This window comes from Nonomuraea sp. N2-4H, from assembly GCF_045291505.1.
Taxonomy (GTDB): domain Bacteria; phylum Actinomycetota; class Actinomycetes; order Streptosporangiales; family Streptosporangiaceae; genus Nonomuraea; species Nonomuraea fastidiosa.
On sequence record NZ_CP147987.1, the window covers coordinates 4,344,862 to 4,370,514 of the forward strand.

The window sequence follows — 25,653 nt, forward strand, 5'->3', positions numbered from 1 at the left end:
CTTACCGGCGAGTAGGCCCTGCGGTCCCGCGAGTGCGGTTCAGGGGTTGACGGTGATCATCGGTGGACGTTCGCCGATGCCGATGTCGCGGATGAGCACTTCGTGCCCCTCCAGCCCCCTCCTGAACTGGCAGAGCCGCGTCGCCGGCGGGGCGACCGAGCTGATGCGGCCCTGGCGTTCCAGGCGGGACCAGGCGGCGAGCATGATCTGGGCGGACATCATGCCCAGCGCCTCGGTGCACTGCGGCGCGTGCTCGCGCGAGCCCAGGTCCACCTGTGCGAGCCCGTCGAGCCCGCCCAGCTCCAGCAGGTCGATGAGCAGGCCGAGCTCCACGGCGTACCCGGTGAGGAACGGGATGCGTTCGAGCGCGGAGCAGCGGCCGGCGTACTCGCCGGCGAGCGGCTGGATGAACCCGGCCAGCTCGGGCCAGTACAGGTTGATGAGCGGGCGTGCGACGAGCTCGGTGACGCGCCCGCCGCCGTTGGGGGTGCCATGGAGCGGGCGGTCGTAGCATCCCTTGGCGTACATGACGGTCGGGTCGGAGAGCAGCGGCCCGAGGACGCCGAGTATCAGCGAGGCGCGGAAGTTGCGGATGTCGGCGTCGGCGAAGACGAGCACGTCACCCGACGTGACGGCCAGCGACTTCCACAGCGCCTCTCCCTTGCCGTCCATGGGCTTGAGTCCCGGAAGGATCTCATCCTGAGCGTGCACCCTCGCTCCTGCCCGGGCGGCCACCCGGGCGGTGTCGTCGGTCGAACGCGAGTCGATGACCACGAGCTCGTCCACGAGCGGAGCCAGCTCCCGCCGGATCACGCCGACGATCTCTCCCACGGTCTCGCGCTCGTCGCGGGCCGGGAGCACCACGCTGACGGTGGTATCACCCTTGGCGGCCACCAGGTCCTGAACCGGCCAGTCCCCGGCGGACGAAGTGCGGCGTCGCAACCATCCGTGCACTTCAGGAAGCATGCGACCCCTCCCTCCGTATCCCGATATGTCAGCGTATGTGAGATGCCCATTAAGCCCGAGAAGCGATCGTCTTCGCGGGTCAAGGGGCTTTGAGAAAGTTCGGGCGGTAAGTAACGCCGTCGCAAAGGCGCGACCGGAGCGCGGGCAAGGTTCGCGCGCTCAAGGAATAAGCGCTTCGTGGTGAGGTGGCCGGTTCCTGTGTACAGGCGGGGTGCGGTTCCGGTTTTCAAGCGGGTGGCTCGGGGCCGTCCCCCGCCCGGACGGCCCGGTCTCGTCCGTCCCCCGCCTGGACGGCCCGGTCTCGTCCGTCCCCCGCCTGGACGGCCCGGTCTCGTCCGTCCCCCGCCTGGACGGCCCGGCGGCCCGTGGGGCGCGTCATCGGCCCGGCCCTCGTCCGTTCCGCGCCCGGACGGCCCGCCGGTGCCGGCTGATCCGTCCGGGTTCGGCAATGAGACGGCCAGGAAAGGCCCTATGAGGCCGCCGGGCGGCGCAGCACGCGCACCTGGCCGGGCTTGAGCGCGGCGTCGGGCGCCAGCGACGGCCCGGTCAGCGGCTCCCCGTCGAGCGCCGACACGTCCACCTGCCGGTCCCCGCGGTTGACGAGGAACCAGTAGTCGTACCTCCCGTCGGTGCGTACGGCCAGCTCGACCTGCCCGCGCAGCTCGTCGGGCAGCTCGGAGCCGACGCCCGCCGGCTCCAGCAGCAGCGGCAGCAGCACGGCCAGCCCGTCGGGGCCGAGGCGGGTGGAGACGTACGAGGCCGTCCCCGCACCCGAGCGGCGGCGGGTGATCGCCGGACGCCCGGCCTGCTCGCCCGTCTTGTACGCCGCAAGCACCTCGGTCTCCGGCCCGGCGAGGTCGATGCGGTCGGTCCACAGGGTACCGGTGACGCCGAGGTCGAGATCGACGCCGTCGCCGTCGAGGAGCGGCCCGAACTCCTGGATGCGGATGCCGAGCAGGTCGCGCAGCGCGCCCGGATAGCCGCCGAGCCAGACGCGGTCGTCCTGGTCCACGATGCCGGAGAAGTAGGTGGCGACGAGGTGGCCGCCGCCCGCCACGTACGCCTCCAGGCGGCGGGCCAGCGCGGCGGGCACGACGTGCAGGATGGGCGCGACCACCAGGTCGTAGCCGGACAGCTCGGCGGCCACCGGCACCACGTCGGCGCGCACGCCCGCCGCGAGGAACGCCGAGTACCAGTCGAGCGCCTCCTGCCGGTAGCGCAGCAGGGAGGTGGGGTGGGAGTCCAGCTCGGCGGCCCACCACGACTCCCAGTCGAACAGGATCGCGGCGCGCGCGGGCCGCCGCCTGCTGCCCGCGACGGGCGCGAGCGCGGCCAGCGTGGCGCCGAGGTCGGTCACGGCCCTGAACACGTCGCTGTCCTCGCCCGCGTGCGGCACCATCGCCGAGTGGTACTTCTCGGCGCCGCCCGCCGACTGCCGCCACTGGAAGAAGCAGACGGCGTCGGCGCCGTAGCCGACGTGGGTGAGCGAGTCGCGGGCCATGCCGCCGGGCCGCTTGGCGAGGTTGACCGGCTGCCAGTTGACGGCGCTGGTGGAGTGCTCCATGAGGAACCAGGGCTCGCCGCCGGCCAGCATGCCGGTGAGGTTGGCCGAGAACGACAGCTCGTCCTGGGCCTGCGGGCCGGTCAGCACGTAGTGGTCGTTGGCCACGAAGTCGACCTCGGAAGCCCAGTCGGCGTAGTTCATCCCCTTGGTCTCGCCCATCACCATGAAGTTGGTGGTGACCGGGACGTCTGGGGTGATCCGGCGCAGCACCTCGCGCTCGGCGCGCAGGTGCTCCTTGAGCGCGTCGGAGGAGAAGCGCTTGAAGTCGAGCTGCTGCGTCGGGTTGGGGAAGGACGCGGCCAGGCGCGGCGGCAGGATCTCCGCCCAGTCGCCGTAACGCTGGGACCAGAACGCGGTGGCCCAGGCCCGGTTCAGCTCGTCGAGTGTGCCGTAGCGGGCGCGCAGCCAGTCGCGGAAGGCGGTGGCGGCGTCGTCGGAGTAGTCGTAGACGTTGTGGCAGCCCAGCTCGTTCGACACGTGCCAGGCGGCCAGCGCCGGGTGGCCGGCGTACCGGGTGGCGAGGGCCTCGACCAGGCGCAGCGCGTACCGGCGGAAGACCGGAGAGGTGGGGCGCCAATGCTGGCGCGCGCCCGGCCAGAGCGTGCGGCCCTGCTGGTCCACCGGCAGGATCTCCGGATGCTTGGCCGTCAGCCACGGCGGCGGCGAGGCCGTCGCCGTGGCGAGGTCGGCGGCGATGCCGTTGGCGTGCAGCAGGTCCATCACCTCGTCGAGCCAGGCGAAGTCCCACCTGTCCTCGGCGGGCTGGAGATGCGCCCACGAGAAGATGGCCAGAGACACGATGTTGACCCCGGCCGCCCGCATCGCGCGCATGTCGGCGTCCCACACCTCCCGGGGCCACTGCTCCGGGTTGTAGTCCGCGCCGAACGCCAGCCTGGCCCTGTCCGGCTCTGACGGCCAGCGCACCCACCGGCGGCCGTGATCGACCTGCAACGTCTGCTCCTGTCTCGTGCTGTTCCTGGCGGAGAATGTCGATCGGTTACTGGACGGTGAAGCCCTGCTCCTGGCCGTACTTGATGGAGGCGTCCTGCCACGCCTTCAGGCCGTCCTGGAGCGTGGTGCCGGAGGTGTACGCCTTGCCGACGGTGTCGTTGAAGATGCTGTTGGCGTACACCTGGAACGGCAGGTACGACCAGCCGGGCGCGACCTGCTCGGCCGACTCGGCGAGCACCTGGTTGACCTTCTGGCCGCCGAAGTAGGGGAACTCCTTGTCCCTGAACTTCGGGTCCTGCAGGTGCGCGGTGGTGGCGGGGAAGGCGCCGCCGTCGATCCTGGTCTGCACGCCTTCGTCCACGGTGGCGTACTTGATGAAGGCGTAGGCGAGGGTCTTGTTCGCGGACGCCTCGGGCACCGCCAGAGAGCTGCCGCCGTTCTCGGCGGTGACCTTGCCGCCGGCCTCCCACTGCGGCATGGGCGCGACCCGCCACTTGCCGGAGGCGGCCTTGACGCCCGACTCGAAGTTGGCCGGCATCCAGGCGCCGGTCACCAGCGTGGCGATGGTGCCGTCGGCCAGGCCCTTGTACCACTCGTCCGTCCAGCCGACGACGGGCGAGAGCAGCTTGCCGTCGATGAGCTTCTGCCAGGTCGCGGTGAACTTCTGGGTGCCGGCGTCGGAGAAGTCGATGCCGACGCTGGTGCCGTCCACCTTGTACGGCCTGCCGCCCGCCTGCCAGATCATGCTGGTGGTGAAGCCCGCGTCGCCGCTGTCGCTGCCGATGTACGCCTTGGGGTCGGCCTTGTGCAGCTTCTCGGCGGCGGCCACGTACTCGTCCCAGGTCTTCGGCACCTCGATGTCGTGCTTGTCGAAGACCTCCTTGTTGTAGAACATCGCCATCGGGCCGGAGTCCATGGGCAGCCCGTAGACGGCGGGGCCGCCGGCGTGCACGGAGTTCCACGGGCCCGGGGTGAAGGTGCCTTCGAGTGAGCCGGCGCCGTACGCGCTGAGGTCGGTCACCGACTTCGACAGCGCGAACTGCGGCAGCGCGTAGTACTCGATCTGTGCCACGTCGGGCACGCCGGATCCGGCCTTGATCGCGTTCTGCAGCGCGGTGTACTGGTCGTTGCCGGTGCCGGCGTTGACCAGGTTGACCTTGACCTTGGGGTACTTCTCCTGGAAGTCGGCGACGACCTGCTTGAGCGTCGGCTCCCACGCCCAGACGGTGAGGTCGCCGCCCGCGTTCAGCGCGTTCTGCAGGTCGGCGTCGGAGACGCTCTGGGAGGCGGCGGCCGTGGCGGTCGCGCCTGAGCCGTCGCCGCCGCCGGATGAGCCGCAGGCGGTGGCGGCGAGTGACACGGTCAGTGCCGCGCCCAGCAGGAGGGCGTGACGACGGTTGATCGTCATGGGCGTTGCCTTTCTGAAATGTCTGCTCTGGTGTACGCGTTCGTGTCGCCGGCGCTCCGGCGGCGCCGGGTCAGCCCTTGACGCTCCCCGTGGCGAGGCCCGACTGCCAGTACCGCTGCAGCAGCAGGAACGCCGCGATCAGCGGGACGATGGTGAGCAGTGATCCGGTGATCACCAGGTTGAAGACGGCCTCGCCGCCCGCCGTGCCCGCCTGCTGGTTCCAGGCGTGCAGGCCAAGGGTGAGCGGGTACCAGTCGGGGTCCTTGAGCATGATCAGCGGCAGGAAGAAGTTGTTCCAGGTCGCGACCACGTTGAAGAGCAGGACCGTGACGATGCCGGGGCCGAGCAGCGGCAGGCTGATCCGGAAGAACGTGCGGAACTCGCCCGCGCCGTCCACCCGCGCGGACTCCAGGATCTCCTTCGGCACCGCGTCGGCGGCGTACGTCCAGATGAGGTAGAGGCCGAACGGCGAGATCAGCGACGGGATGATGATCGCCAACGGGGTGTTGGTGAGCCCCATGTCGGAGAAGAGCAGGAAGGTCGGTACGGCCAGCGCCGTGCCGGGCACCGCCACCGCGCCGATCACCACCGCGAAGACGGCCTTCTTGCCGGGGAAGTCGAACTTGGCCAGGCCGTAGCCGGCCAGTGTCGCGAGCAGGGTCGCGCCGCCCGCGCCGGCGACCACGTACAGGAGCGTGTTGAGCAGCCAGCGCGTGTAGACGCCGCCGTTGTAGCTGAAGGTCTGGGCGATGTTGTCGAACAGCGCGAAGTCGCCGGAGAACCACAGGCCGAACGACGACAGCAGGCTCTCCTGCGTCTTGGTGGCGTTGATCAGCAGCCAGGCCAGCGGGAGCAGCGTGTAGACCAGCATGAGCGTGGTCAGCGCGGTGAGCGTGCGGCTGCGGCGGCGGTGGCGCGGGCGCTGGTGGCGGATCACCAGCGGGCCGCGTCCTGCGCGGGCTCCGGGATGTGCGGTTGCGGTCATGGCTCAGACCGCCTTTCGCATGCCGCGGAGCTGGACGATGTACGCGATGATCATCGTGATGACGCCCATGATGATGGCGACGGCGGCGGAGTAGTCGAACTGCTGGCCGGCGAAGGACAGCGAGTAGGCGTACAGGTTGGGCGTGAAATAGGTGGTGATCGAGTTCGGCGCCAGCGTCTTGAGGATGCTGGGCTCGTTGAAGAGCTGGAAGCTGCCGATGATCGAGAAGATCGTGGCGATCACCAGGGCGCCGCGCAGGGCGGGCAGCTTGATCGACCAGATGATGCGGAACTGGCCGGCGCCGTCGATCTCGGCGGCCTCGTACAGCGAGGGGCTCACCACGCGCAGCGCCGAGTACAGGATCAGCATGTTGTAGCCGACGAACTCCCAGGTCACGATGTTGCCGATGGAGGCGAGGATGAGGTCGGGCGAGAGCGGGTCGGGCAGCGACCAGCCGAGCGCCTCGTTGAGGTTGCCGATGAGGCCGAACCTGGTGCCGTACATGAAGCCCCACATCAGCGTCGCCACGACGGCGGGCACCGCGTACGGCAGGAACACCGAGATGCGGAAGAACGCCGCGCCGTAGAGCCGGCCGCTGTCGATCGCGAGGGCCACCAGCAGCGCGAGGAACAGCATGATCGGCACCTGCACGACCAGGAACAGCGCCACCCTGCCGAACCCCGACCAGAACTGCGGATCCTGCAACGCCTTGATGTAGTTGTCCAGGCCGACGAACGCGGTGCCGCCGACGAGCTGGGTGCGGTAGAGGCTGAGGTAGATCGAATAGCCGATCGGCGCCAGGAAGACGAGCGCGAACACCGCCATGAACGGCGCCACGAACCGCCAGCCGGTCCAGGACCGCCCGCCGGTCCCGCGCCTTCTGGTGCCCCGGCCGCGCTGGGCCGCCGCGGGCGGGCGCCCTCGCGCCTGCCTGCCGGGCGCGTAGCCTTCCGTGACCACCGGTCACTCCTCTCGCTGCCATGTTCACGTAAACATCGACCGCGGACGCATGTCACGCAGAGCGATGGTGGGGGATGCCGCAGTGATGTTTACGTTAACGTCTGCTGCGGTATGGTGGCACCCGCCTGACCTGGGGTCAAGGGGCGCCCCCTCATTGACAGCGGCCGGGACCTCCACAAAGGATTTCCTGGCTGAACGGCTCGGACGCCGGCCGGGGCGGGCGCGTACCGGACGGACACGAGCAGAGAGTCAGCGACCTAGACCGGCAGGCAGGAGCGGCACGGGCATGGATCTGGACGACCCCGAACGGCAGGCGCCGACCGGCGGTGCGCGGCCGGGCGGGGGTGCGCAATCAGAGGGGGACGCGCACCCGGCTGAGAAGGCGCGCCCCGCGGAGGGCGCACGCCCGGCTGATCACGCACGGCAGGCCGGTGGCGAGCGGCCCGCCGGCGGCGCGCGACGCGGATCGGGGGTTCCCGGCGGGCGGCGCAGGCAGCGCGTGTCGATGGCCGACGTGGCCAGGCTGGCCGGCGTGTCGTCACAGACCGTCTCGCGGGTCGCCAACGGCCATCCCGGCGTCATCGGCTCCACCCGCGAGCAGGTGCTGGCCGCGATGCGCGAGCTGGGCTACCGGCCCAACAGCGCCGCCCGCGCCCTGCGGTACGGGCAGTTCAACACGATCGGCGTGATCCTGTTCAACCTGTCCACGATCGGCAACAGCCGCACCGTCGAGGCCATCGCCACCCACGCCGCCGCCGAGGGCTACGCGATCACGCTCATCCCCATCGACGTGCCGACCCAGGACAACGTGCTGGGCGCGTTCACCAGGATGGGCGAGCTGGCCGTGGACGCGGTCATCGTGATCCTGGAGGTGCACCTGCTCAACGCCGGCACGGTGACGCTGCCGCCCGGGGTGCACGCGGTGGTCGTCGACTCCGACGCGGGCGATCGCTACAGCGTGGTGGACACCGACCAGGCCGAGGGCGCCCGGTCGGCCGTACGCCACCTGCTCGGCCTCGGACACCGTACGGTCTGGCACGTCACCGGGCCGGAGTCGTCCTTCGCCGCGCAGCGCCGCGCCCAGGCGTGGCGGCTCGCGCTGGAGGAGGCGGGCCGGCCGGTGCCGCCGCCGCTGCACGGCGACTGGTCGGCGGGGTCCGGGTACACCGCCGGTCTCCGGCTGGCGGAGGAGCCCGGCTGCACGGCGGTGTTCGTCGCCAACGACCAGATGGCGCTGGGCGTGCTGCGGGCGCTTCACGAGCGGGGACGCTCGGTGCCCGGCGAGGTCAGCGTGGTCGGGTTCGACGACATCCCCGACTCGGCCTGCTTCGTGCCGCCGCTGACGACCGTGCACCAGGACTTCGCCGAGGTCGGGCGGCGGTGCGTGCAGCTCGTGCTGCGGCAGATCCGCGAGGGGGGCACCGCGCCGTCGGGCACGGACCTCGTGCCGACGCGGCTGGTCGTCCGCGCCAGCACGGCCCCGCCGCCCGCCTGACCGCTACACTCCGATGCGATCGCATCGATCAGGGGGTGAGCGTACGTGGCGGAGCGGCGTACCAGGGGACCGGGGGCACACCACGAGGAGCGGCGCGCCGAGATCGCCGACGCCGTGCTCGCCATCGTCGCCGAGCGGGGCCTCGGGGCCGTCTCACTGACCGAGGTGGCCGCGCAGGCGGGCATCTCCCCCGGCCGGGTGCAGCACTACTTCCCCGCCAAGCGGCAGCTGCTTGAGGCGGCGTTCGAGCGGGGCAACGCGCTGTCGGCCGCCCGCATCAGGGAGAAGGCCGGATCCGATCTGGAGGCCGCCGATCCGCGCCTGGTGCTCACAACCGTGCTGACCGAGCTGGTGCCGTACGACGCGGTCACCGAGGCGCACATGCGGGTGCGGCAGTCGTTTCACGCCTTCGCCTTCGCCGAGGAGTCCATCGCCGCGCGGATGCGGGTGCTGTACGCCGGCTTCCACCGCCGGATGGCCGACCTGATCCGCAGGGACCAGCAGGCCGGCCGTATCGACCCCGGGCTCGACCCGCACGGGACGGCGCTCTCCCTGGTGGCGCTGGCCGAGGGGCTGGCCGCGTACGTGCTGACCGGCGTCACCCCGGGCCCGGTCGCCCGCGACCGCGTCCTCGCCGCCATCGCCGAGCTGTATTCGCCGGAGCGCGGCGGGGCCGGGTGAGGGGGATCCCCGGCCGCCGGCCGCGCCAGCCGGTGGATCAGCAGTAGCGTGCGGGCGCGATGCGGTCCATCACGCCGCCGAACCTGCCCTTGTAGTTGGAGCTGTAGTCGCCCCGCGAGGCCAGGCGCTTGGCGCGCCAGTTCCACTCGGAGTCGGCCGTGTCGACGAAGCACGCGCCGCTCGTGGCGACGAACGAGCCGACGTTGTCGGCGTGCGTGCTGCCGATGAACCTGTTGCCGTTCGCCTCCCACCAGGTGTAGACGGCGCCGGTGTAGTTGGCGCCGGTCCACAGGCACACGTGGGCGTGGCAGGCCGGCACGGCCGCCTGGGCCGTCGCGGCGGGCACCGCCAGGAGAGCGGCGGCGAGGGCGGGCGCGGCGATCACGCTGAGGATCTTCATGATGCTCCTTCCGTGTCTGCTGGAACACCACGGGACGTTATACGCGACGTCATCGAATGAACACGATGAGTAAGGTGGATCTCACTGCCCGGCCCCTATTTCGGAAGGACCATCACTCCTCTGACCTCGTGGGGCGAGCTGACGCCCGCGACGGAAAGGGAGAACATGCAGGTCAACGGGGTTCGAGCGAGACGGCGTGATGACGGGTCAGCCCACCTGGACGGAGAGGCGGTTGCTGAAGCGGGCCGGCATCGTCGTCTGCGCCGTCTCCGGGACCAGCCGGGCGAGGATCGGCGGTGTGCGCCAGTTCGCCGGGTTGCGCCTGGCGAGCCGGGAGACCAGGGAGATGTGCGGGTAGCGGGCCCGCTCGTACGCGCGCAGCCGCGCCGCCCGGGTCGCCCGCGCCGGCCAAGGCCCGCCCGAGCACCCAGGCGTCCTCCAGGGTCTGGTTGGCGCCCTGGCCGAGGGTGGGCGGCATGGTGTGCGCGGCGTCGCCGGCCAGCGTCACCCGCCCCGCGCCCCACACCTCGGGCACCTTGCTCCAGTGGTGGCCGAAGAACTCCAGGTCCTCCTCGCGGGCGGCGGCGAGCACGTCGGAGACCGGCGAGCGCCAGCGCCCGAACCTGCGCCGCAGCTCGGCCGGCGGCGCGGCGGGCCGGGGATCGCGGGGTGACCAGCGGACGTCGAACCACCACTGCAGCAGCCCGCCGCCCGCGGGCATGAGGCCGCAGGCGCCCTCCCGCCCGCTGATCATGAGGTGCCTGGTGGTACCGGTGATCTCGATGTCGATGCGGCTCATGCCCTGCCAGGTGCCGAACGTGGCGGGCCGTACGGTGCCCTCGCCCCACAGCGTTCCGGCGTACGACGGAGTGGTGCCCGTCCGCGCCCACGAGCACGTCGCCGGTGGCCGTGGAGCCGTCGGCGAAGACGGCGGTGACACCGTCATCGTTGTGGCGTACGTCGCGGCAGGCCATGCCGTAGCGGACGACGTCGCAGGGCAGCCCGGCGGCCAGCCGGTCGAGCAGGTGGCGCGCGGGACGGCCCTGGTCGGGAAGCCGTAGCGGGCGGCGGCGTGCGTGAGGTCCATGGTGGTGCGCAGCTGCCGCGCGGGGTCAGCGCGTCGATCCTGTCGATGCGGGCGCCGACGCCGGCGAGCGAGATGCCGAGGTCGTCGAGTATCGCGTTGCCGTTGCTCCAGGCCAGCAGCGCCTTGCCGCCGGTGCGGCGCTCGGGCGCCTGCCCGTACACGCGGACGCGGTGACCCGCGGCCAGTAACACGCGGGCGATGGCCAGCCCGCCGATCCCCGCGCCGATGACGATGACATCCATCCGATTTTCTCCGCTTCGATGTATCTTCGCTTCGAAGTTACATTGGCGGCAAGTAGGGTGGCCCGGTGGGTTCCGCGCAACCAGAAGCCGTCTTCCGCGAATTCGTGATCGCGATCCTGGTGCACAACGACGCGCTCGCCGACCGTCTCGGCCTGCAACCCGCCGACGTGGCCGCCCTCATGCTGCTCGAGACGCGCGGCCCGCTCGCCGTGGGCACGATCGCCGAGGAGCTGGGGCTGCCGTCCGCCTCGACCACCCGCCTGATCGACCGTCTGGAGAAGGGCGGGTACGCCCGGCGCGTCCGCGGCGAGCGCGACCGCCGCATGGTGACCGTGGAGCTCGTGCCCGAGGGCCTGGCGGTGTACGAGGCCGCCTGCGAATCCACCAGGAAACACCTCGAAGCGCTCGCACAGCAGCACGGGATCGAGCGGATGCCGATGATGCTGGAGGTCTTCGCCATGGTCGGCTCCGCCTACCGGACCGCGCTCCGCGACCTGCGCGCCGAGGCGGGCTGACCTTCCGCCGAACCGCCGAGTGGCCCGACATTTCCGTCATGGGGTGCGGAGTTAAAGTTGCCCTCCGGGAGGCGCTCCCGGACCTCCCCCGCCAGGCAGCAGCGCGCACCACAGGGAGGACATGACGAACGCGCCTCGGGAACGGCCTTCATCCCGGTGGGCGGCTGGCTGTCGGACCGGTACGGGGCCAAGCGGGTGTTCGCGACCGCCATCGTGATGTTCGGCCTGGCCTCGGTCGCCTGCGCGGCCTGCACCTCCTTATGGCAGTTCGTCGTGGCCCGCGTCGTCCAGGGCGCGGGCGGCGCGCTGATGATGCCGGTCGGGCGCATCATCGTGCTGAAGAACGCCGGCAAGCGGGACCTCATGCGCGCGACCGCGCTGATCACTTGGCCGGGGCTGGTCGCGCCGGTCATCGCCCCGGTGCTCGGCGGCGCGCTCACCACCTGGTACGGCTGGCAGTGGATCTTCCTGCTGAACGCGCCGCTCGCCCTCGCCGGGACCGCCCTCGTCCTGGCGTTCGTGCCGAGCGTGCGCGACAGCGAGCCCAAGCCGCTCGATCGCGCCGGCACCGTCCTCATCGTCACGTCGCTCAGCTTGACCATCTACGGACTGTCCGAGCTGGCGCACCCGTCCGCGGTGGGTCTCGACCTCGCCCTGCTGGCGGTCGGGCTGCCGGCAGGCGCGGCCGCCGTGTGGTGGTTCCTGCGGGCCGAGCATCCGCTGGTCGGTCTCGGGCCACTGCGGGTGCCCACGTTCGCGGCGGCCAGCCTGCACGCGGGCACCCTCATCCGCCTGGCGATCAGCGGGACGCCGTTCCTGCTGCCGCTCATGCTGCAGGAGGCGTGGGGGCAGACGCCGCTGGAGGCGGGGCAGCTCGTGCTGGTGTACTTCCTCGGCAACCTCGTCGTGAAGGTGATCACGACGCCGCTGATGCGGTGGCTCGGCTTCCGCACGGTGCTGGTGGGCAACGGGATCGCGGTGGCGCTGTCGATCGCGGCGTTCGGGCTGCTGGACGCGCGTACCGCCTTCGCCGTGGCGGCCGTGGTGGCGTTCGTGGCCGGGGCCACCCGGTCGATCGAGTTCACCGGCACCAACACGCTGTCGTTCGCCGACGTCGGCTCCGCCGATCGCGCCTCGGCCTCGACGCTGTTCAGCATGATGCAGCAGCTCTCCGTGGCGCTGGGAGTGGCGGTGGCGGCGATCGCGCTGCAGTTCGCGCACGGCGGGTCCGGTACGCCGCTCACGCAGGGCGACTTCACAGCCGCCTTCTGGGTGACCGGCGCGATCGCGCTGACGGGCGCGCTGCTGATGCTGCGCCTGCACCCCGACGCCGGCAACGAGGTCACCGGCCACCGCCCGCGCCGGCGCCGCAGAGCCCCCGCCGACGCCTGACCTCGATCCGCCGAGCCTCCGGCGCCGTCCGCCGCCGCCGCGAGATCGTCCGGACGCGCCACCCGAGCGAGCGCCCGGTCCCGTCGCCCTCTTCTCCCTCCCTGAAGGGACCTCGGCTCGCGAGATCGTCAAGTGAGCGCGGCCGACGCCTGATGGCGACGCTCCTGCGCCGGCCACCTCGGAGCGGACGCATGATGGCGATCGACGGCCGCGCGGGGCCACCGGAGTCTCGGGAATCACGCTGCGCGTATGTCATATGACGGTAAGTTACTCTCTCGTGACGGTCTGCCGCAGTACCCCCCGACCCTGGGAAACCCTGGTGGGCAGCGGCGCGCTGCCTGCCGCGCTGCTGGCCGGCGACGGCGTCGTGGAGAGCATGCTCCGCCGTACGGGAGGCATGTTCGGCCTGTGGGCCCCCGGCCTGGGCAGGGCCGTGGTGGTGTCCGATCCCGCGCTGGTCAGAGCGGTCATGCGGGCGCCCGACGGCGTGATGGCGGCGAGCCCGGCCGGCCGGATGCGCGAGCCGGTGATAGGGCCGCGCGGGCTGGCGCGGCTGGAGGGCGACGAGCATCGCGAGATCCGCTCGATCATGGTGCCGGTGGTCCGCGACCGGGTGCACGAGCGGCTGCGCGCGGCCACGGAGCGGCTGGCGCTGCGGGCCGCCGCCAAGTGCCCGCGCGGCAGGCCGTTCCCGCTGCGCCCGCTGCTGCACAGGGCGCTGCTCGAGGCCGTGCTGGAGCTGATCGTGGGCCTCTCCCCCGAGCGGCAGCGGGCCTGGCGGGTGCCGCTGCGCGAGCTGCTGCGCCGGGCCGACTCGTACGAGGTCACGGTGCGCTACGCGCTGCGGCACGCGGGCGCGCTGGACTGGTGGCCCGGCTACCACCGGGCGAAGGAGGCGTGCGACCGGCTGATCCACGCCGAGATCGAGCGGCGGCGCAAGACCGGCGGCGAGGGCGGCGATCTGCTCGGCGCGCTGCTGCGGGCCCGCGACGACGACGATGCGCCGCTGCCCGACGCGGTGGTGCGCGACCAGGTGATGAGCATGATCGCGGGGGCGCGTACGACCACGGCGAACGGTCTTGCCTGGGTGTTCGAGCGGGTGGTGCGCCACCCCGAGGTGCTGCGCCGGGTGACCGGCGAGAGCGAGCGGGGCGAGGGCGACGCGTACGCGAGCGCGGTGACGTACGAGGCGCTGCGGGTGCGCCCGCCGGTCACGTTCTTCGGCCGTACGGTCAGACGGCCGTTCGAGCTGGGCGGCAGGGTGCTGGTCCCGGGCACCACGGTCATCGTGCACCTGCGGACGCTGCACCACGACCCCGCGCTCTATCCCGACCCGGCCGCGTTCCGCCCCGAGCGCTGGCTCGACGGCAGGCCGGCCGGCTACGGGTGGATGCCGTTCGGCGGCGGCGCGCACACCTGCCTGGGCGACCGCCTCGCGATGGTGCAGATGCGGACGTTCCTGCAGGTCTTCACCCGCGAGCTGGCGCTGTCGCCGGCCTGGCCGGGTGACGAGCGGGTCAGGTGGAAGGCGTTCTGCAACGTGCCGGCGGCGGGCTGCCGCGTGATCGCCCGCCCGCGATGACCACCTTTGCCGCGCCTTTTCCCAACGGTCTACCCGTTACCGGGCACGATTCCGAGCCTGGGGTGAGACGGGGGACCGAACATGTGTGGCATCGCCGGCTGGGTGGACTTCGAGCGCGACCTGCGGCGGGAGCGGCAGACCGCGCAGGAGATGACCGGCACCATGGCCTGCCGGGGGCCCGACGACGAGGGGCTGTGGCTGGCCCCGCACGCCGCGATCGGGCACCGCAGGCTGGCCATCATCGACCTGGCGGGCGGGCGGCAGCCGATGGTGGCCGAGGAGGAGGGCCGCGAGCTCGCCGTGCTGACCTACAGCGGCGAGATCTACAACTTCGAGGAGCTGCGCGCCGAGCTGTCGAGCCGCGGCCACGTCTTCCGCACCCGCAGCGACACCGAGGTCCTGCTGCGCTCCTACCTCGAATGGGGCGAGGACCTGGCCGAGCACCTCAACGGCATGTACGCGTTCGCGATCTGGGACCCCCGCGCCGAGCGGCTGCTGCTGGTGCGCGACCGCATGGGCATCAAGCCGCTCTACTACTACCCCACCGAGCACGGGGTGCTGTTCGGCTCCGAGCCCAAGGCCGTGCTGGCCAACCCGCTGGCGAGCCGCGTGCTGGATCTGGAGGGGCTGCGCGAGCTGCTGGCGTTCGTCAAGACGCCGGAGCACGGCGTGCTGTCCGGCCTGTACGAGGTCCGCCCCGGTCAGATCGTCCTGGTGGACAGGGACGGCCTGGTCAAGCGCCGCTATTGGCGACTCGAATCCCGCGAGCACCCTGACGACGTGGCCACGACCGTGAAGACCGTGCGCGAGCTGCTGGACGACATCGTGGCCAGGCAGCTCATCAGCGACGTGCCGCTGTGCGCGCTGCTGTCGGGCGGCCTCGACTCCAGCATGATCACTTCGCTGGCGGCCAGGCTGCTGCGCGAGCAGGGTCTCGGCACCGTGCGCTCGTTCTCGGTGGACTTCGCCGGGTACACCGAGAACTTCAAGCCCGACCTCACCCGTTCCACGCCCGACACGCCGTACGTGCACGAGCTGGCCCGCTTCGCCGGGGCCGACCACAGCGACATCGTGCTCGACTCGGCCGCGCTGATGGACCGTGAGGTGCGCGCGGCCGTGCTGCGGGCGCGCGACCTGCCGATGGGCATCGGCGACATGGACACCTCGCTCTACCTGCTGTTCAAGGCGATCAGGGAGCACTCGACGGTGGCGCTGTCCGGCGAGTCGGCCGATGAGGTGTTCGGCGGCTACCGGTGGTTTCACGACCCGGAGACGGTGTCGGCCGAGATGTTCCCGTGGCTGGCCAGTCCGGCCTTGTCCGCGCACGCGGGCGCGGAGCGCCTGTTCCACGACGATCTGCAGCGGCAGCTCGACCTGTCCGGCTACCGGGAAGAGCGCTACCGCGAGGCGCTGGCCGAGGTGCCGCACCTGCCGGGCGAGAGCGGGCACGAGCGGCGCATGCGGGAGATCGGCTATCTGCATCTGACCCGGTTCGTGCAGGTCCTGCTGGACAGGAAGGACCGGATGAGCATGGCGAACGGCCTGGAGGTGCGGGTGCCGTTCTGCGACCACCGCCTGGTCGAGTACGTGTTCAACGCGCCGTGGTCGCTGAAGACCTTCGACGGGCGGGAGAAGAGCCTGCTCAGGGCGGCGTCTGCGGACCTGCTGCCGGAGAGCATCCTGCAGCGGGTCAAGAGCCCGTATCCGGCCACGCAGGATCCCGCGTACGACGAGGGGCTGCGCGAGCGGGCCCGCGAGCTGCTCGACATCGCCGACTCCCCCGCGGCGCGGCTGGTCGACTGGGACAAGGCCCGCGCGACCGTCGAGGAGCCCGCCTCGCCGGAGACGCGGGCGGCGCTGGAGCGGTTCGTCCAGCTCCACCACTGGCTGAGCCGTTACCGCGTCGACCTGGCGCTCTGACCGAGCTGCCCGGAGGGGCCGCTCAAAGGGCCGCCCAGGTGCCGATCAGAGATGCCGCCCGGAGAGCCGGCCGGCGATCTCGCCGGCCGTCAGCACCAGCGCGAACCCCTTGCGCAGCACGGCCAGCTCAGGCTCCTGACGTGACTCGTCGTCGGTGGCGGTGACGTCGGAGCCGAAGACCACCCGGTAGCCCCGCTCGTACGCCTGCCTGGCGGTGGTGCCGCAGCAGCAGCGCCGACCGTTCCGCGTGGACGTCGAAACCCGCCCGCCCCCGCTCGTACGCCTCGCGCGCCCGCTGCGTCACCCACTCCTCGGTGTAGATCACGGCTTATACCTCGATTCGATATACCTCGTTTCGATGTGGCACGATAGCAGCGTGCTGGAGCTGGCGATACTGGGATTCCTGGCCGAAGGGCCGCTGCACGGCTACGAGCTGCGCCGCAAGGTCGCCGCACTGTCCGGCCACGCCCGCCCGGTCAGCGACGGGAGCCTCTATCCGGCGATCAACCGCCTGGTCAAGGCCGGCCTCCTCGACCGCCGCGACGAGCCGGGCGCGGCGGCGGCCCGGCGCCAGACGCTCACGCTCACCGCGGCCGGCCGCGACGAGCTGCTGCGCCGCCTGCGCGAGCCGGCCGAGCACGACATCACCGACGGCAGCCGCTTCTTCACGATCCTGGCCTTCCTGTCCCTCCTGCCCGACCCGGGCGAGCGCGCGGCCGTGCTCCGCCGCCGCCTCGCCTTCCTGGAGCAGCCGGCGAGCTTCTTCCACGACGGCGACCGCCCGCTGCGCGCCGCCGACATGAGCGATCCCTACCGGCGCGGCATGCTCGTCATCGCGCGGGCGACCAGCCGCGCCGAGCGCGCCTGGCTGCACGAGATGCTCGACGGCGACCCGGCGTGAGCGCGGACCCTCCCACCGGCCACCGCGCCACGCTCTGTTACCCTCTGTAACGTTCTGCTGTCATTGCGTCACATCGGGGGTTTGGGGTGAAGGTCGCGTGCGTCGGCGGCGGTCCCGCCGGTCTCTACTTCGCGTCGCTGCTGAAGCGCACCGATCCGGCGTGCGAGGTCACGGTCTACGAGCGCTATCCCGAGGGCTCGACGTACGGATGGGGCGTGACGTACTGGGACGAGCTGTACGCCAACCTGCGCGCCATCGACCCGGAGTCCGCGCACGCCATCCGCGACGCCTCGGTGCGCTGGAAGACCTGGGTGGCCCGCGTCGGCGACCAGCCGCCCGCCCGGATCAGCCACTGGGACGGCGGCTTCGGCATCGGCCGCAGCGTGCTGCTCGCCATCCTCGCCGACCGGGCACGCTCGCTCGGCGTGGACATCGAGTACGGCCGTGAGATCTCCGGCGAGGAGGAGCTGGCCGACTGCGACCTCATCGTGGCCTGCGACGGCGTCAACAGCGGGCTGCGCGAGCGGCACGCCGGACACTTCGGCACCGCCGTCACGGCCGGCCGCAACGCCTACCTGTGGCTGGGCACGACCAAGGCGTTCGGCCCGTTCACGTTCTCCTTCGCCGACACCCCGTACGGCTGGATCTGGTGCTACGGCTACGGATACGACCCCGGCCACAGCACCTGCGTCATCGAGTGCTCACCGGAGACGTGGGAGGGGCTGGGCCTGCACGAGGCCACCGACGCCGACGGCCTCGCCATGCTGGAGAAGCTGTTCGCCGACATCCTCGACGGCCATCCGCTGATCGGCCGCGACGACGCCGGCGAGAGCGCCCGCTGGCTGAACTTCCGCACGGTGACCAACGAGCGCTGGTACCACGGCAACGTCGTGCTGATGGGCGACGCCGCGCACACCACCCACTACTCGATCGGCGCGGGCACGGCGCTCGCGCTCGGCGACGCGGCCTACCTGGTGCACGCGCTCACCACCGAGCGGGACCTGCCGTCGGCGCTGGCGAGCTACGAGCGGGGCCGGCAGCGTACGATCCGGCGCGCCCAGAAGGCGGCGCGCTACAGCGCCCGCTGGTACGAGAACCTGCCGCGCTACGTCCACCTGCCGCCCGACCAGCTGCTCGCGCTGCTCGGGCAGCGGCACTCGCCGGTGCTGCCGCACGTGCCGCCGCGCCTGTACTACCGCTTCGACCGGGCGGTGGAGCAGGCGTCGTCGTGGTGGTCGCGGATCACCGGGCGCGGCTGAGCACGGCTTCAGGCATCGGCCGAGTGACCTTCAAGGGCGGAGGCCGCCGTTCCAGGCCTGCTCAGGCGTCGGCCGCGTGCCGTTCCAGGAACGTGTAGACGTCGGCCTCGTCCACGCCGGGGAACGATCCGGGCGGCAGCGCGGCCAGCACGTGGCTGTTGGCGCGCGCCGACGGCCAGGCGTAGCCCTCCCAGCGTTCGGCCAGCTCGGCGGGCGGGCGGCGGCAGCAGTCGCCGTTGGGGCAGTTGGAGCGGGTGCGGTTGGTCGTCTCGCGCCCGCGGAACCAGCGCGACTCCTTGTACGGCACCCCCAGCGTGATCGCGAAGTCCCGCTCGCGCGACGGGTCGACGTGGGCCACGCAGAAGTAGGTGCCGGTGGGCGAGTCGGAGTACTGGTAGTAGACGGAGAACCGGTCGGGTGAGGCGAACACCTGACGCCCCGACCACTGCAGGCACATCCGCTGGCCCTCGATGGCGCCCTGCTCGTCGGCGGGGAAGACGATGCCGTCGTTCTCGTACGCCTTGTAGATGATGCCGCCCGCGTCGTTGCGCACGAAGTGGCAGACCAGGCCGAGGTGGTGGGTGGCGAGGTTGGTGAAGCGGTGTGCGGCCATCTCGTACGAGACGGCGAAGACGTCGCGCAGGTCCTCCACCGACAGCGCGCGGTCGGCCTTGGCCTCCTGGAGGTAGAGCGCGGCGGCCTTCTCCGGCACGAGGATGGCGGCGGCGAAGTAGTTGGCCTCGGTGCGCTGGCGCAGGAAGTCGGCGAAGTCGCGGGGCTTGTCGTGGCCGAGCGCGAGGTGGCCGAGCGTCTGGAGCAGGATCGTGCGCGGGGTGTGCATGCCGAGCTGCTCGTGCTTGACGTAGATGCGGCGGTGGCGCAGGTCGGTGATGGAGCGCACCGAGCGCGGCAGGTCCTGCGCGGTGTGCACGGTGTAGCCGAAGTGCGTGACCAGGCTCTGGATCATGCTCTGCGAGAGCGCGCCGGTACGGTAGCCGACCGCCTCCAGGGCCTCGGCCGCCGCCTTCTCGATCTCCGGGAAGTAGTTGCCCACCTCGCGCTGGCGGCGGCGCAGCTCGGCGTTGGCGGCCCTGGCCTCCTCCGGCGTGGCGGTGCCCCTGGCCTGGCGGGCGCGCAGCTCGCCGTACAGGCCGAGGATGTGTTCGAGCACGTCGTTGGGGACACGGGCGGAGACCTTGAGCCTGGGCAGGCCGAGACCGGCGTAGATGGGGTCGCGCTGCGCCTCCTCCAGCGCGATCTCCAGCTGGGCGCGGCGGCTGGGCGGCTGCCGGCGCAGCAGCTCTTCGATGGGTACGCCCAGGGCGTTCGCCAGTGACTTGAGCAGGGAGAGTTTCGGCTCGCGCTTGCCGTTCTCCAGCAGGGAGAGCTGGCTCGGGGCCCGGCCGACGCGCGCGCCGAGGTCGGACAGCGTGAGGCCGCGCTGTTTGCGCAGGTGGCGCAGCCGCTGTCCGAACGCGATCAGATCGAGCTCTTGCGTCAAAGACAGCGGTTCTTCGCTCAGCACGGACGCCATGCCGGAATCTTAGACAGAAATTCCGGGCATTTTCTAGAAGCAGCGCCCCACAGAGCGACGCTGGGCCGCGACCGCCCACCGCCCGCGGGATTGGTCTAGGCCAAAGGTAAAACTCGCGATTTCTTCACACTTGAATACCAACAAGTAATGCATGCACACGAAAAATCAGCGAATCTTCTCAGCTCGATGCCCTATTTGACCATGGTTGCCAGGGCAGAGACTTCGGCGTGAGCCCCAGGGGACGACCGAAGGAGTGAACGGTGAACGATCGCCTCAAGGGAGCTGCCGAGCAGCTGCGGGACGAATGGGAGAACCACCCTCGCTGGGAGGGCGTCGAGCGCACCTACAGCGCCGAGGACGTGATCAGGTTGCGTGGGAGCGTCCAGGAGGAGCACACGCTGGCCCGGCTCGGCGCCGAGCGGCTGTGGAGCCTCCTGCAGACCGAGGACTACGTCAACAGCCTCGGCGCGCTGACCGGCAACCAGGCCGTGCAGCAGGTGCGGGCCGGCCTGAAGGCCATCTACCTGTCCGGCTGGCAGGTCGCCGCCGACGCGAACCTGAGCGGGCACACCTATCCCGACCAGAGCCTCTACCCGGCGAACTCCGTGCCGGCGGTCGTGCGCCGCATCAACAACGCGCTGCTGCGGGCCGACCAGATCACCTGGGCCGAGGGCGCGGACGACGCGCCGCACTGGCTGGCGCCCATCGTGGCCGACGCCGAGGCCGGCTTCGGCGGCGTGCTCAACGCGTTCGAGCTGATGAAGGCGATGATCGCGGCCGGCGCCGCGGGCGTGCACTGGGAGGACCAGCTCGCCTCCGAGAAGAAGTGCGGCCACCTCGGCGGCAAGGTGCTCATCCCGACCGGCCAGCACATCAAGACGCTCAACGCCGCCCGGCTCGCCGCCGACGTCGCGGGCGTGCCCACCCTGGTCATCGCGCGGACCGACGCACAGGCCGCGACCCTGCTGACCAGCGACGTGGACCCGCGCGACCAGCCGTTCGTCACCGGCGAGCGCACCGCCGAGGGCTTCTACCGGGTCAGGAACGGGCTGGAGGCGTGCGTGGCGCGCGGCCTGGCGTACGCGCCGTACGCCGACCTGCTCTGGATGGAGACCGGCACGCCCGACCTCGACGTGGCCCGCGCGTTCGCCGAGGCGATCAAGGCCGAGTACCCGGACAAGATGCTCGCCTACAACTGCTCACCGTCGTTCAACTGGAAGGCGCACCTCGACGACTCCACCATCGCCAAGTTCCAGCGCGAGCTGGGGCACATGGGATACAAGTTCCAGTTCATCACGCTGGCCGGGTTCCACTCGCTGAACTACGGCATGTTCGACCTGGCACACGCGTACGCGACCGACGGCATGAGCGCGTACGTCGAGCTGCAGGAGGCCGAGTTCGCGGCCGAGGCGCGCGGCTATACCGCCACCCGGCACCAGCGCGAGGTCGGCACCGGCTACTTCGACCTGGTCAGCACCGCCGTGGCGCCCGACTCCTCGACGACGGCGCTCAAGGGCTCGACGGAAGAGGAGCAGTTCGCACACTGACCTCGATCAAGGCTCGCCGGACGCCTCCAGGGCATGGGAGTGTTCCCCGGCGAACGGGCCGCGCCGGTTTCCCCCAGCACCGGCGCGGCCCTTCAGCGTCCCGACGGTGTGGGGTCGCCCGTGGCCGGGCTCTGCGAGGGCGCCGGTGAGGGCTCTCCCGGCTCCCCTGGGCCCTCCTGCGGGATGCCGCTGATCGAGGCCGACGGGATGGGGCAGGCGCGGCGCTGCACCGGACGCCTGATCGGGCGGTTCCCCGGCCGCGTCCGATGGCCGCCGGGCCACGCGCAGGTCTCCGGCTCGTCGTCGCCGCGCCCCCGGCCGCGATCGCCGTCCCTGCCGTCCGGGCCGAAGGTGCGCGGCGGGGTACGGGGAGTCGTGAACGTGCTGCGGGACGGCGGTGCGAGTGTCCTGACCGGCTCCTTCGTCATGGTCTCCGTGACGACCACCGTGGACGTGCCCGGCGGCGGAGCCGTCGTCGCCGGGCGCACCACCGGCAGGCCACGCCAGGCCGAGGCGGTGGGCCGGATGGTCGAGTGCGCGCTGCCGGACGTCTCCACGACGGCGGGCGGGTCGGCGGGCGGCAGCGCGCCGCCCTCGCCGCCCGTCCCGTCACCGCCGCCGGCCGCAGCGATCACGGTGAGCGCCGCGATGGAGACGGTGGCCAGCGCGGCGAAGCCCGCGTGCCCGAGATGCGCGGTCTGCCGGGCCCGCCGGCCGCGCTCGGCCGCACGGGAACGGTCCACATCGGCGGTGGCCGCTTCCGGGGTACGTGCGAGCCCGGCCGTGTGGCCGGGACCGGCCGCTGCCGGGTGCGGCACCGGGGTCCAGATCCTGGCCAGCACCTCGGACACCGCCTGCCGCGGGTTCCACGAATCGCCGACGCCGCCCGCCGCGAGCAGCGCACGCAGCAGGGCGGCGGCCAGGGGCCGCTCGGCAGGGTCCTTGGCCAGGGCGGCCGCGACGGTGGGCCGGAGCGGCGCGGGCACGCCGTCCAGGCGCGGCGGCTCGAACAGGATGCGCCGGGTGAGCACGTCGTCGTCGCCGCTGCCGAAAGGGTGGTGCCCGGTGGCGGCGTAGGCCACCAGACAGCCCCAGGCGAAGACGTCGGACGCGGGCAGCGCGGGCCCGCCGGTCAGCCGCTCGGGCGCCACCCATCCCGGACTGCCCATGACCTGTCCCGCCTGAGTGTGCGCGGCGGAGACGTCCACGTCGCGGGCGATGCCGAAGTCGATGACGCGCGGCCCGTCGGGCGACAGCAGCACGTTCGCGGGTTTGAGGTCGCGGTGCACCAGCCCGGCCTCGTGCACGGCCACCAGCGCGGCGGCGGCGCCGAGCGCGACGCCGTAGGCCAGGTCGGGCGTGAGCGCGCCGCCGGCCGTGACGACCTGGGAGAGCGCGGGGCCGGGGATGTACTCGGTGACGAGGTACGGGCGGTCCCTGTCGGCGCCGTCCTCGATGACGGCGGCCGTACAGAAGGGCACCAATCTGCGGGAGTATGCGACTTCTTCCGCGAAGCGGGCGCGTAACGTGGCATCGTTGAGATGCACCGGATGCGGGGTCTTGAGTGCGACCAGGCCGCCCTGCGGGTGCTCGGCGAGGTAGACGACGCCCATCCCGCCGGCGCCGAGGCGGCCGAGCAGCAGATAACGGCCGATGATGACCGGGTCCGCCACCGTAAGCGGCCGCACGCCGGGAGGCATGCCGCTCGCACCACGCGCCATCCGGACCGCCTTCCCTGATCAGTGTCCTGCCAGAGCACACTGTGGCGGCATCCGCGGATGCTTTCCGCATGCCTTACACAAGGGGTATTGAAGGTAAGGCGGTCGTACCTTCTAGGTGAGTGAATGAAGTGACATAGCGGTCCGAAGTGGCGCTATGCCCTCAGGGTGGCCACGCCCCTTCCGGCCCTGCCCTGCTCCGGCCCTGCTCCGGCCCTCCGGCCCTGCTCCGGCGCTGCCCTTCCGGCGCTGCCCTTTCCGGCGCTGCCCTTTTCCGGCGCCGAACGCTGGTCAGGACGCGATCGCCGCGGCCTCCTCGGCCTCCACCTGGCGGTTCCAGTCGCGCTTGACCGCGCGCCACGCCTCGTCGTCCACGCCCGCCCGCCAGTAGCCGGAGATGGACAGCCGATCGAGGCCGATCCCCCGCTCCAGCCGCAGGAAGCGGCGCAGCTCCTTCACGAACCCGGCCTCGCCGTGCACGAACGCGTGCACGTCACCCTCGGGGAAGCCGAGCGCGCGCACGGCGGCGACGAGCTTCTCGCCCACCGGCCGGTCGCCCCGGTAGAGCCAGGTGATGCGGGCGTCTGCGGAGGTCTCCAGCTTCAGCTCGTCCTCAGGGGAGTCGACCTCCACGAACACGTGCGCAAGAGCGTCTTCTGGCAGCGCTTCGAGCGAGGCGGCGATGGCCGGCAGCGCGCTCTCGTCACCCACCAACAGGTGCCAATCCGCCCGGGGGTCGGGCGCGTAGCCGCCGCCGGGGCCCAGCATGATCACCTCGTCGCCGGGCGCGGCCTGCGCCGCCCAGGGGCCCGCCAGGCCCTCGTCACCGTGCACGACGAAGTCGAGCGTCAGCTCAAGGGCGTCGGGGTCCCACGCGCGCACGGTGTAGGTGCGCAGCCTGGGCCAGAGCTGCCGCGGCATCGTCTCGCGGCAGATCTTCATGCTGAACGGCCGGGGATAGTCGACCCCTTCGTACGGGAACACGAGCTTGACGTAGTGGTCCGTATACCCGTTCGTCGAGAAGCCGGAAAGCCCGTCACCACCGACGACGAGCCGCACCATGTGGCGCGAGATGCGCTCGGTGCGCTGGACGACCCCCCGATGGTGGTCAACGTGGTTCTCCGGCATGAGCAGTCCCCCTGAGCAAGTTAGGTATACCTAACCTTACACTGCCCTCATTTCTCAGCGTATGCCTTTGCCCACAAATGGGACAGGCAAAAATTCAGGCCGCCGCCGTGTCACCCGCGGCGGACCCCGCTCCTGCCACCTCCCCCAGGAAGCGCGACATGTGCCGGAACGCCTGGCGCGCCTCCGGCAGCACGTCGGCCAGGATCGGGAAGACGTGCGGCATCCGAGGCCATTCCTCGTACCGCACCGGCACGCCCGCCTCCCGCGCCCGCGCGGCCACCCTGTGCGCCTCGTCGCGCAGCACCTCCGTCGAGCCGGTCACGATCATCAGCGGCGGCAGCCCGGTGAAGTCGCCGTGCACCGGCGAGACCAGCGGGTCCCACGGGTCGAGGCCCGAGGTCCACCAGCGGGCCAGCCAGCGTACCCGCCCGGCCGGCAGCATCGGGTCCTGCCAGCGGTTCTCGCGGCGCGGGATGTCGGTGAGGTCGGCCCACGGCGACAGGCAGATCGCCGCTGCGGGCAGCGGCCGGCCCGCGTCGCGCAGCGCCAGCAGGGTCGCGAGCGTCAGGTGGCCACCGGCGGAGTCGCCCGCCAGCACGACGTCCTCTGCCGCGTACCCCTGGCCCAGCACGCAGTCGTAGGCGTCGAGCGCGTCGGCGAGCGAGTCGGCCAGCTTGTGCACGGGCCCCTGGCGGTAGTCGAGCGCGAGGACCGGACGCCTGGCCGCCGCCGACAGCCGCCAGGTGATGGACCGGTGCGTACGCGGCGAGCACGAGAAGTAGCCGCCCCCGTGGAAGTAGAGCACCGCCTTGCGCTCGTCGAGCTCCCGCCCGGCGCGCACCCATTCGCCGCCGCACGCCGAGAACGCGGCGGCCTCCACCACGACGTGCTCGGGACACGGCACCCGCACCACCCGTCCGAGCTCGCCCAGCCGCGCGGCGCCCGCCAGGGCGAGCGGATGGCGCATGAGCAGGCTGGAGACCGGTTTGACAGTGCTCCACATCAGGCCGGTGAGCGCGCGGGCCTGCCAGCTCAGGGGGTAGTCGGGAACCACGTCCGTGTCGATCCGCATTGTGTGACCCTCCAAGGATGTCCTTCCCTGGAGATCGCGTTCCTACCGGCGAGTAAGTAACTCATCTCTTACCCGGACATTTCGGCACGGTGACGACCGCTGCCGATACCCCCGGCGATCCACCCGCGGTACGGAAAAAAGGCGTTGCCAAGAGCCGCCGCATCAGCGCATAATTCCGTGCTTCCCGATCGCGGACCCATGTGCGGGCCCAGGCACGGAACGTCACCGCGCCATCACTCCCCGGAGGTGCCAAACCATACCGCTCTATGCCCGGCTCGTCCGGTACGGCTTTCGCAAACACGCCACCTACCTCGGGGCCGCACTCGCCGGCGCGTTCACCAACAGC

At 71.6% G+C, this 25,653-nt stretch carries 21 protein-coding genes and 1 pseudogene; 9 read left to right on the top strand and 13 right to left on the bottom strand.

Annotation, left to right across the window (positions count from 1 at the left end):
* Nucleotides 1-39 precede the first annotated feature (39 nt).
* From WBK31_RS20115 to WBK31_RS20135, 5 genes are all read right to left on the bottom strand, one after another.
* Nucleotides 40-966, bottom strand: coding sequence for a glucosyl-3-phosphoglycerate synthase (locus WBK31_RS20115; RefSeq protein WP_406675404.1), 927 nt, complete (start codon nt 964-966; stop codon nt 40-42).
* A gap of 469 nt (nt 967-1,435) precedes the next feature.
* A complete protein-coding gene (locus tag WBK31_RS20120; protein ID WP_406675405.1) occupies nt 1,436-3,481 on the bottom strand; it encodes a beta-galactosidase in 2,046 nt (681 codons plus the stop codon).
* Nucleotides 3,482-3,527: 46 nt separating this feature from the next.
* Nucleotides 3,528-4,889, bottom strand: a complete 1,362-nt coding sequence (locus WBK31_RS20125; protein ID WP_364053773.1) for a sugar ABC transporter substrate-binding protein — start codon at nt 4,887-4,889, stop codon at nt 3,528-3,530.
* 70 nt (nt 4,890-4,959) lie between these two features.
* Complete coding sequence (locus WBK31_RS20130; RefSeq protein ID WP_406675406.1) at nt 4,960-5,874, bottom strand: carbohydrate ABC transporter permease; 915 nt, start codon at nt 5,872-5,874, stop codon at nt 4,960-4,962.
* Nucleotides 5,875-5,877: 3 nt separating this feature from the next.
* Nucleotides 5,878-6,834 (bottom strand): carbohydrate ABC transporter permease, encoded by a 957-nt coding sequence (locus WBK31_RS20135; protein WP_378788082.1) that lies wholly within the window; start codon nt 6,832-6,834, stop codon nt 5,878-5,880.
* Between the two features lie 505 nt (nt 6,835-7,339).
* Between WBK31_RS20135 and WBK31_RS20140 the strand changes: the two genes are divergently transcribed.
* Nucleotides 7,340-8,329: a LacI family DNA-binding transcriptional regulator gene (locus WBK31_RS20140; protein ID WP_406675511.1), complete on the top strand. Its 990-nt coding sequence runs from the start codon at nt 7,340-7,342 to the stop codon at nt 8,327-8,329.
* A 45-nt stretch (nt 8,330-8,374) separates the two neighbouring features.
* Nucleotides 8,375-9,010 (top strand): TetR/AcrR family transcriptional regulator, encoded by a 636-nt coding sequence (locus tag WBK31_RS20145; RefSeq protein ID WP_364053781.1) that lies wholly within the window; start codon nt 8,375-8,377, stop codon nt 9,008-9,010.
* Nucleotides 9,011-9,047: 37 nt separating this feature from the next.
* Here the strand turns inward: WBK31_RS20145 and WBK31_RS20150 are convergent, their stop codons facing one another.
* The 3 genes from WBK31_RS20150 to WBK31_RS20160 all read right to left on the bottom strand — a co-directional run bounded on the left by WBK31_RS20150 (nt 9,048) and on the right by WBK31_RS20160 (nt 10,739).
* On the bottom strand, nt 9,048-9,410 hold the full coding sequence (locus tag WBK31_RS20150) for a peptidase inhibitor family I36 protein (RefSeq protein WP_364053784.1): 363 nt from the start codon (nt 9,408-9,410) through the stop codon (nt 9,048-9,050).
* Nucleotides 9,411-9,582: 172 nt separating this feature from the next.
* Nucleotides 9,583-10,356, bottom strand: coding sequence for an FAD-dependent oxidoreductase (locus WBK31_RS20155; protein WP_406675407.1), 774 nt, complete (start codon nt 10,354-10,356; stop codon nt 9,583-9,585).
* Nucleotides 10,353-10,739, bottom strand: coding sequence for an FAD-dependent oxidoreductase (locus tag WBK31_RS20160; RefSeq protein WP_406675408.1), 387 nt, complete (start codon nt 10,737-10,739; stop codon nt 10,353-10,355). The genes WBK31_RS20155 and WBK31_RS20160 overlap by 4 nt, the downstream gene beginning before the upstream one ends.
* A gap of 65 nt (nt 10,740-10,804) precedes the next feature.
* On the opposite strand from WBK31_RS20160, the gene WBK31_RS20165 reads away from it, so the two are divergent.
* The 4 genes from WBK31_RS20165 to asnB all read left to right on the top strand — a co-directional run bounded on the left by WBK31_RS20165 (nt 10,805) and on the right by asnB (nt 16,148).
* The gene (locus WBK31_RS20165) at nt 10,805-11,254 is read left to right on the top strand and encodes a MarR family transcriptional regulator (protein WP_364053787.1); all 450 of its coding nucleotides are present in this window, start codon (nt 10,805-10,807) and stop codon (nt 11,252-11,254) included.
* 57 nt (nt 11,255-11,311) lie between these two features.
* Nucleotides 11,312-12,646 carry an MFS transporter gene (locus WBK31_RS20170; protein ID WP_406675409.1) on the top strand — a complete coding sequence of 445 codons (1,335 nt, stop codon included), beginning with the start codon at nt 11,312-11,314 and terminating at the stop codon, nt 12,644-12,646.
* A gap of 319 nt (nt 12,647-12,965) precedes the next feature.
* Nucleotides 12,966-14,228: a cytochrome P450 gene (locus WBK31_RS20175; RefSeq protein ID WP_364053793.1), complete on the top strand. Its 1,263-nt coding sequence runs from the start codon at nt 12,966-12,968 to the stop codon at nt 14,226-14,228.
* A gap of 81 nt (nt 14,229-14,309) precedes the next feature.
* Nucleotides 14,310-16,148, top strand: a complete 1,839-nt coding sequence (gene asnB / locus WBK31_RS20180) for an asparagine synthase (glutamine-hydrolyzing) (protein WP_364053796.1) — start codon at nt 14,310-14,312, stop codon at nt 16,146-16,148.
* 45 nt (nt 16,149-16,193) lie between these two features.
* Here the strand turns inward: asnB and WBK31_RS20185 are convergent.
* A pseudogene (locus WBK31_RS20185) lies at nt 16,194-16,367 on the bottom strand (hypothetical protein); the annotation flags it as partial.
* A gap of 139 nt (nt 16,368-16,506) precedes the next feature.
* On the opposite strand from WBK31_RS20185, the gene WBK31_RS20190 reads away from it, so the two are divergent.
* Both WBK31_RS20190 and WBK31_RS20195 read left to right on the top strand, forming a co-directional pair.
* A complete protein-coding gene (locus WBK31_RS20190) occupies nt 16,507-17,049 on the top strand; it encodes a PadR family transcriptional regulator (RefSeq protein ID WP_378788070.1) in 543 nt (180 codons plus the stop codon).
* Between the two features lie 86 nt (nt 17,050-17,135).
* Nucleotides 17,136-18,308 carry an FAD-dependent monooxygenase gene (locus WBK31_RS20195; RefSeq protein WP_364053801.1) on the top strand — a complete coding sequence of 391 codons (1,173 nt, stop codon included), beginning with the start codon at nt 17,136-17,138 and terminating at the stop codon, nt 18,306-18,308.
* Nucleotides 18,309-18,369: 61 nt separating this feature from the next.
* Here the strand turns inward: WBK31_RS20195 and WBK31_RS20200 are convergent, their stop codons facing one another.
* Nucleotides 18,370-19,842, bottom strand: coding sequence for a helix-turn-helix domain-containing protein (locus WBK31_RS20200; RefSeq protein WP_378788067.1), 1,473 nt, complete (start codon nt 19,840-19,842; stop codon nt 18,370-18,372).
* A gap of 260 nt (nt 19,843-20,102) precedes the next feature.
* Here WBK31_RS20200 and aceA point away from each other — a divergent pair, with 260 nt between their 5' ends.
* Nucleotides 20,103-21,389 carry an isocitrate lyase gene (gene aceA, locus WBK31_RS20205; protein WP_364053804.1) on the top strand — a complete coding sequence of 429 codons (1,287 nt, stop codon included), beginning with the start codon at nt 20,103-20,105 and terminating at the stop codon, nt 21,387-21,389.
* A gap of 92 nt (nt 21,390-21,481) precedes the next feature.
* Here aceA and WBK31_RS20210 read toward each other — a convergent pair whose 3' ends face one another.
* From WBK31_RS20210 to WBK31_RS20220, 3 genes are all read right to left on the bottom strand, one after another.
* On the bottom strand, nt 21,482-23,077 hold the full coding sequence (locus WBK31_RS20210; protein WP_406675410.1) for a protein kinase domain-containing protein: 1,596 nt from the start codon (nt 23,075-23,077) through the stop codon (nt 21,482-21,484).
* A gap of 321 nt (nt 23,078-23,398) precedes the next feature.
* Nucleotides 23,399-24,235 (bottom strand): siderophore-interacting protein, encoded by an 837-nt coding sequence (locus tag WBK31_RS20215; RefSeq protein ID WP_364053810.1) that lies wholly within the window; start codon nt 24,233-24,235, stop codon nt 23,399-23,401.
* A 94-nt stretch (nt 24,236-24,329) separates the two neighbouring features.
* Nucleotides 24,330-25,307: an alpha/beta hydrolase gene (locus tag WBK31_RS20220; protein ID WP_406675411.1), complete on the bottom strand. Its 978-nt coding sequence runs from the start codon at nt 25,305-25,307 to the stop codon at nt 24,330-24,332.
* Nucleotides 25,308-25,653 lie beyond the last annotated feature (346 nt).

Bases quoted from the DNA above. Each gene is read 5' to 3' on its own strand.
- WBK31_RS20160 (WP_406675408.1), bottom strand. From the start codon at position 10,739: ATGGATGTCATCGTCATCGGCGCGGGGATCGGCGGGCTGGCCATCGCC.
- WBK31_RS20155 (WP_406675407.1), bottom strand. From the start codon at position 10,356: ATGACGGTGTCACCGCCGTCTTCGCCGACGGCTCCACGGCCACCGGCG.
- WBK31_RS20140 (WP_406675511.1), top strand. From the start codon at position 7,340: ATGGCCGACGTGGCCAGGCTGGCCGGCGTGTCGTCACAGACCGTCTCG.
- WBK31_RS20115 (WP_406675404.1), bottom strand. From the start codon at position 966: ATGCTTCCTGAAGTGCACGGATGGTTGCGACGCCGCACTTCGTCCGCC.
- WBK31_RS20220 (WP_406675411.1), bottom strand. From the start codon at position 25,307: ATGCGGATCGACACGGACGTGGTTCCCGACTACCCCCTGAGCTGGCAG.
- WBK31_RS20150 (WP_364053784.1), bottom strand. From the start codon at position 9,410: ATGAAGATCCTCAGCGTGATCGCCGCGCCCGCCCTCGCCGCCGCTCTC.
- WBK31_RS20130 (WP_406675406.1), bottom strand. From the start codon at position 5,874: ATGACCGCAACCGCACATCCCGGAGCCCGCGCAGGACGCGGCCCGCTG.
- WBK31_RS20200 (WP_378788067.1), bottom strand. From the start codon at position 19,842: ATGGCGTCCGTGCTGAGCGAAGAACCGCTGTCTTTGACGCAAGAGCTC.
- WBK31_RS20190 (WP_378788070.1), top strand. From the start codon at position 16,507: ATGTGGCACGATAGCAGCGTGCTGGAGCTGGCGATACTGGGATTCCTG.
- WBK31_RS20125 (WP_364053773.1), bottom strand. From the start codon at position 4,889: ATGACGATCAACCGTCGTCACGCCCTCCTGCTGGGCGCGGCACTGACC.
- WBK31_RS20215 (WP_364053810.1), bottom strand. From the start codon at position 24,235: ATGCCGGAGAACCACGTTGACCACCATCGGGGGGTCGTCCAGCGCACC.
- asnB (WP_364053796.1), top strand. From the start codon at position 14,310: ATGTGTGGCATCGCCGGCTGGGTGGACTTCGAGCGCGACCTGCGGCGG.